The 5,031-nt window shown below is 63.3% G+C and carries 5 protein-coding genes; 4 read left to right on the top strand and 1 reads right to left on the bottom strand.

The window, feature by feature from the left end; all coding sequences use genetic code 11:
- From VK804_RS04100 to pnp, 3 genes are all read left to right on the top strand, one after another.
- A partial coding sequence (locus VK804_RS04100; RefSeq protein WP_325368116.1) for a tRNA pseudouridine(55) synthase TruB occupies positions 1-255 on the top strand: 255 nt, incomplete at its 5' end.
- Between the two features lie 2 nt (positions 256-257).
- Positions 258-527 (top strand): 30S ribosomal protein S15, encoded by a 270-nt coding sequence (gene rpsO / locus VK804_RS04095; protein ID WP_291575050.1) that lies wholly within the window; start codon positions 258-260, stop codon positions 525-527.
- 282 nt (positions 528-809) lie between these two features.
- Positions 810-2,963 (top strand): polyribonucleotide nucleotidyltransferase, encoded by a 2,154-nt coding sequence (pnp, locus tag VK804_RS04090; protein WP_325368110.1) that lies wholly within the window; start codon positions 810-812, stop codon positions 2,961-2,963.
- A 237-nt stretch (positions 2,964-3,200) separates the two neighbouring features.
- Here pnp and VK804_RS04085 read toward each other — a convergent pair whose 3' ends face one another.
- Positions 3,201-4,127: a LysR substrate-binding domain-containing protein gene (locus VK804_RS04085; protein ID WP_325368108.1), complete on the bottom strand. Its 927-nt coding sequence runs from the start codon at positions 4,125-4,127 to the stop codon at positions 3,201-3,203.
- A gap of 251 nt (positions 4,128-4,378) precedes the next feature.
- Here VK804_RS04085 and VK804_RS04080 point away from each other — a divergent pair.
- Positions 4,379-5,031: peroxidase family protein (locus VK804_RS04080; protein WP_325368106.1), on the top strand; the 653-nt coding region annotated here is incomplete at its 3' end.

Below are 5,031 nucleotides of genomic sequence, written 5' to 3'. Positions count from 1 at the left end.
TTGCCCGTTGAGACCGCGCTGGACGACATCCCGGCACTGGCCGTCACACGGGCGGATGCGGCAAGGCTCCACAGGGGCCAGGCCGTTTTGTTGCGCGGACGGGATGCGCCCAATTGTAGCGGCACAGTCTATGTCACGGTGGCAGGCCGGCTTCTGGCCCTCGCCGAAATTGGCAATGGCGAACTCATCCCCAAGCGCGTGTTCAACCTGAACGGACTGACCGCCAGTCCGGCTCGCAACAATGAAAGTGTTTGACGATGTCGATTACCGCCGAACGTAAAGCGGAAGTCATCAAGACCAATGCCAACAAGGCCGGCGATACCGGCTCGCCCGAGGTCCAGGTCGCGATCCTGTCGGAACGCATCAACAACCTCACCGACCATTTCAAATCCCACGTGAAGGACAATCATTCGCGTCGCGGGCTTTTGAAAATGGTCGCAACGCGCCGTTCGCTGCTCGATTACATCAAGCGAAAGGACGAGGCGCGTTACAAGGCGCTGCTCGAAAAGCACAACATTCGTCGTTGAGTTGAAGTTCACGCGCGCATGTCGCGCGCGTTTTCGCATGTTTTTTGAAAATCGCACTCCGGTTTCCCGAGTCGGTCATGCGCAAGAACGTCCAGCAGCAATCCGGCCGCTGGGCGGGGCAAGATGCCCGTACTACCGAAAGGATGGATGCCATCCGAAATATAAAGACCATGGCAGGATCGCCGGATGCTGATCTCGATGCGATCAGCGTCTCGCAATCTTGCGCATGGTCTTTGTGTTTCCTGGGTCCGTTTTTCGCGAAACCCATGAAAGAAAATCTAGATGTTCAATATACATTCAGTCGAAATCGACTGGGGTGGCCGTCCCCTCAGGCTTGAAACCGGAAAAATCGCCCGCCAGGCCGACGGCGCCGTGCTGGCGACCTACGGCGAGACCGTCGTGCTCGCCACCGTCGTCGCGGCGAAAACGCCGCGCGAAGGCGTCGACTTCCTGCCGCTCACCGTCGACTACCAGGAAAAGACCTACGCCGCGGGCCGCATTCCCGGCGGCTATTTCAAGCGCGAGGGCCGGCCCACCGAGAAGGAGACGCTGGTCTCCCGCCTGATCGACCGCCCCGTCCGCCCGCTGTTCGCCGATGGCTGGCGCAACGAAACCCAGGTGATCGCTACCGTGCTGTCGCACGACATGGAGAACGATCCCGACATCGTGGCGATGGTGGCCGCATCCGCGGCGCTGACGCTGTCCGGCGTGCCGTTCAAGGGCCCGATTGGTGCCGCCCGCGTCGGCTTCATGAACGACGAATATGTGCTCAACCCGACGCTCGACGAGATGGTCGATACCCAGCTCGAACTGGTCGTTGCCGGCACTTCCGACGCGGTGCTGATGGTGGAATCGGAAGCCAAGGAGCTGAGCGAAGAAATCATGCTCGGCGCCGTGATGTTCGGCCACCGGCATTTCCAGCCGGTGATCAAGGCGATCATCGAACTGGCGGAGAAGGCCGCCAAGGAGCCGCGCGAACTGGCCGTTGTGGACGAAAGCGCGCTGGAGAAGGAAATACTGGCGCTGATCGAGACCGATCTGCGCTCGGCCTACGCCATTCCGGTCAAGCAGGATCGCTACGCGGCGGTCGGCAAGGCCAAGGAAAAGGTGATGGCCCACTATTTCCCGGAAGGTGAGGCACCGAAATACGACAAGCTCCGCATTGCCGGTGTGTTCAAGGAACTGGAAGCCAAGATCGTTCGCTGGAACATCCTCGACACCGGCAAGCGCATCGACGGCCGCGACGCCAAGACCGTGCGCAACATCATCGCCGAAGTCGGCGTATTGCCACGCGCCCACGGCTCGGCGCTGTTCACCCGCGGCGAGACGCAGGCGATGGTCGTGACCACGCTCGGCACCGGCGAGGACGAGCAATACATCGACGCCCTGTCGGGAACGTACAAAGAGACGTTCCTGCTGCACTACAACTTCCCTCCCTACTCGGTCGGCGAGACCGGACGGCTCGGCGGCACCAAGCGCCGCGAGATCGGCCACGGCAAGCTCGCCTGGCGCGCGATCCATCCCGTGCTGCCGCCGCACCATGAATTCCCCTACACGGTGCGGGTGGTTTCCGAGATCACCGAATCGAACGGATCGTCCTCGATGGCTTCCGTCTGCGGCGCATCGCTGGCGCTGATGGATGCGGGCGTTCCCCTGAAGCGGCCGACGGCGGGCATCGCCATGGGCCTCATTCTGGAGGGCAGCCGCTTTGCGGTGCTGTCGGACATCCTGGGCGACGAGGATCATCTCGGCGACATGGACTTCAAGGTCGCCGGCACCGACCATGGCATCACCTCGCTGCAGATGGACATCAAGATCGCCGGCATTACCGAGGAGATCATGAAGGTTGCGCTCGGCCAGGCCAAGGAAGGGCGCATCCACATCCTCGGCGAAATGTCGAAGGCCCTCACCGCCGCGCGCGCCGAACTCGGCGAATACGCGCCGCGGATCGAGACCTTCAAGATCGCCACCGACAAGATCCGCGAAGTGATCGGCACCGGCGGCAAGGTGATCCGCGAGATCGTCGAAAAGACCGGCGCCAAGGTCAACATCGACGACGACGGCACCGTGAAGGTCGCTTCCGCCGACGGCGAATCGATCAAGGCCGCGATCAAGTGGATCAAGTCGATCGCCTCCGATCCGGAGATCGGCCAGATCTACGACGGCACCGTGGTGAAGGTGATGGAGTTCGGCGCTTTCGTGAACTTCTTCGGCGCCAAGGACGGGCTCGTCCATATCAGCCAGCTCGCGGCCAACCGCGTGCAGAAGACCTCCGACGTCGTCAAGGAAGGCGACAAGGTCAAGGTCAAGCTGCTCGGCTTCGACGATCGCGGCAAGACGCGGCTGTCGATGAAGGCGGTCGACCAGACCACCGGCGAGGACCTCGAGGCCAAGCAGAAGACCGAGGCCCCGGCGCGCGAGGCAGCCGGCGAGTAATCGCCGCAGCAATCCAGAACGACGAAGGGCGGCTTCTCAGCCGCCCTTTTTCTTTTGGGCGTTGTTGAACTCGCGTAGCGCGGCAACGCAAAATGCGTCCCCTCTCCCGCGCTTGCGAGGAGGGTTAGGGAGGGGGCTCTCTCAGCGGGCGATGAACGTGAGATTTGCGTCTGCTGCGTCACCCCCACCCCGCCTCCCCGCAAGCGGGAGAGGGAGAAGAAAGCGGCGCCATTAGCATTACTTGATCGCTTTTTTCACTGGCTGAATTCCAACACTTTCCTTCACCACCTCGCCCAGCGCGGCAAAATCCGCCTTGCGCGGCGAGGTGCGGCGGAACACGAGACCGATGCTTCGGCCGGGCTGCGGATTTTTCAGCCGCAGCAGTTTGACGCGTTCGTCACGGCGTTCGACGTCGGCGGCGATCTGCGGGATCAGCGTGACGCCATAGCCGCCGGCGACCATCTGCATGACGGTGGTGAGGCTGGACGCACCGAACGCGGTGCCCGCGGCACCCCTCGCGCGGCCGCGCGCGGTGGCGCAAAACGCCAGCGCCTGGTCGCGCAGGCAATGGCCGTCTTCGAGCAGGATCAGGCGGCTCTGGTCGATCTCGTCGGCGGCGACCCGCGCGGTCTCGGCGCGCGGATCGTCCGAGGGCACCGCGAGCAGAAACAGATCCTCGAACAGGGCGATGGCATCGATATCGGCTTCGCCGGCCGGTAGCGCGAGCAGCGCTGCATCCAGCGCGCCGCTCTTGATCTCCTCGACCAGCTGTCTGGTCTGGGTTTCCCGCAATTCGAGCTGCAAATCGGGATACCGGCTTTGCAGGAGCGGGAGAACCCGCGGCAGCAGATAGGGCGCCAATGACGGGATGGCGCCGAGCGTCAGCCGTCCTGTCAATAGCCCACTGCGATGCCTGGCGAAATCGACCAGATCGCGCGAGGCCGCCAGCACGTCTTCGCCGCGGCGGGCGATTTCTCGGCCTACATCGGTCAGGATGACGTCGCCGGGCCGGCGCTCGACGACCGCCACGCCCAGGGTCCGTTCCAGATCGCGAATCTGCATCGACAGCGCCGGCTGGGTGACGGCGCAGGCCTCCGCGGCGCGGCCGAAATGGCCGTGTTTGGCGAGGGCCGCGAGATAACGAAGCTGTCGAAGCGTGATCATTGCCATCAGATAAACTGATCGGGAGCTCAAGACAATTCGACTGGACCTGATGTTGGATATCTTCCAAGGTAGGCGTCCAAGGAATTGGCGAGAGAGGCATCGACGCCTGCGGTTCCGGGCATGGGCCCGACGTTCCAGCTCCCCGCGGTAACCGGCGAACCCGGCCATAGCCGTCACAAATGCTGGAAACCGTTGTCAATCGATACGGAACCAACCCGAAGAAACTACAGAAACGCGATCGGAGAAAAACCATGGACGCAAAGACTGACGATAGCGCGGGCAAATGCCCGTTCACCGGCACCCGTGGACACCGGAACCGTGACTGGTGGCCGGAGCACCTCGATGTCAGCGTGCTCCATGCCAAGACGCCGGCCGCCGATCCGATGGGCAAGGCGTTCGACTATGCCAAGGAATTCGAGAGCCTCGACCTTGACGCCGTGATCAAGGATCTCCACGCCCTGATGACGGACTCGCAGGCGTGGTGGCCGGCCGACTTCGGTCACTATGGCGGACTGTTCATCCGCCTGGCGTGGCATGCCGCCGGCACCTACCGCATCACCGACGGCCGCGGCGGCGCCGGCGCCGGCCAGCAACGCTTCGCGCCGCTCAACTCGTGGCCTGACAACACCAACCTCGACAAGGCGCGCCGCCTGCTGTGGCCGATCAAGCAGAAATACGGCCGCAAGATTTCCTGGGCCGACCTGTTCGTTCTCGTCGGCAACGTCGCCCTGGAATCGATGGGCTTCAAGACCTTCGGCTTTGCCGGCGGCCGCGCCGACGTGTGGGAGCCGGAAGAACTCTACTGGGGTCCCGAAGGCACGTGGCTGGGCGACGAACGCTACAGCGGCGAACGGCAACTGGCCGAACCGCTCGGCGCGGTGCAGATGGGCCTGATCTACGTCAA

This window comes from Bradyrhizobium sp., assembly GCF_035484855.1.
GTDB lineage: Bacteria > Pseudomonadota > Alphaproteobacteria > Rhizobiales > Xanthobacteraceae > Bradyrhizobium.
Note: the sequence above shows the minus strand (reverse complement) of the source record. Positions and strands in the feature narration are given on the sequence as shown.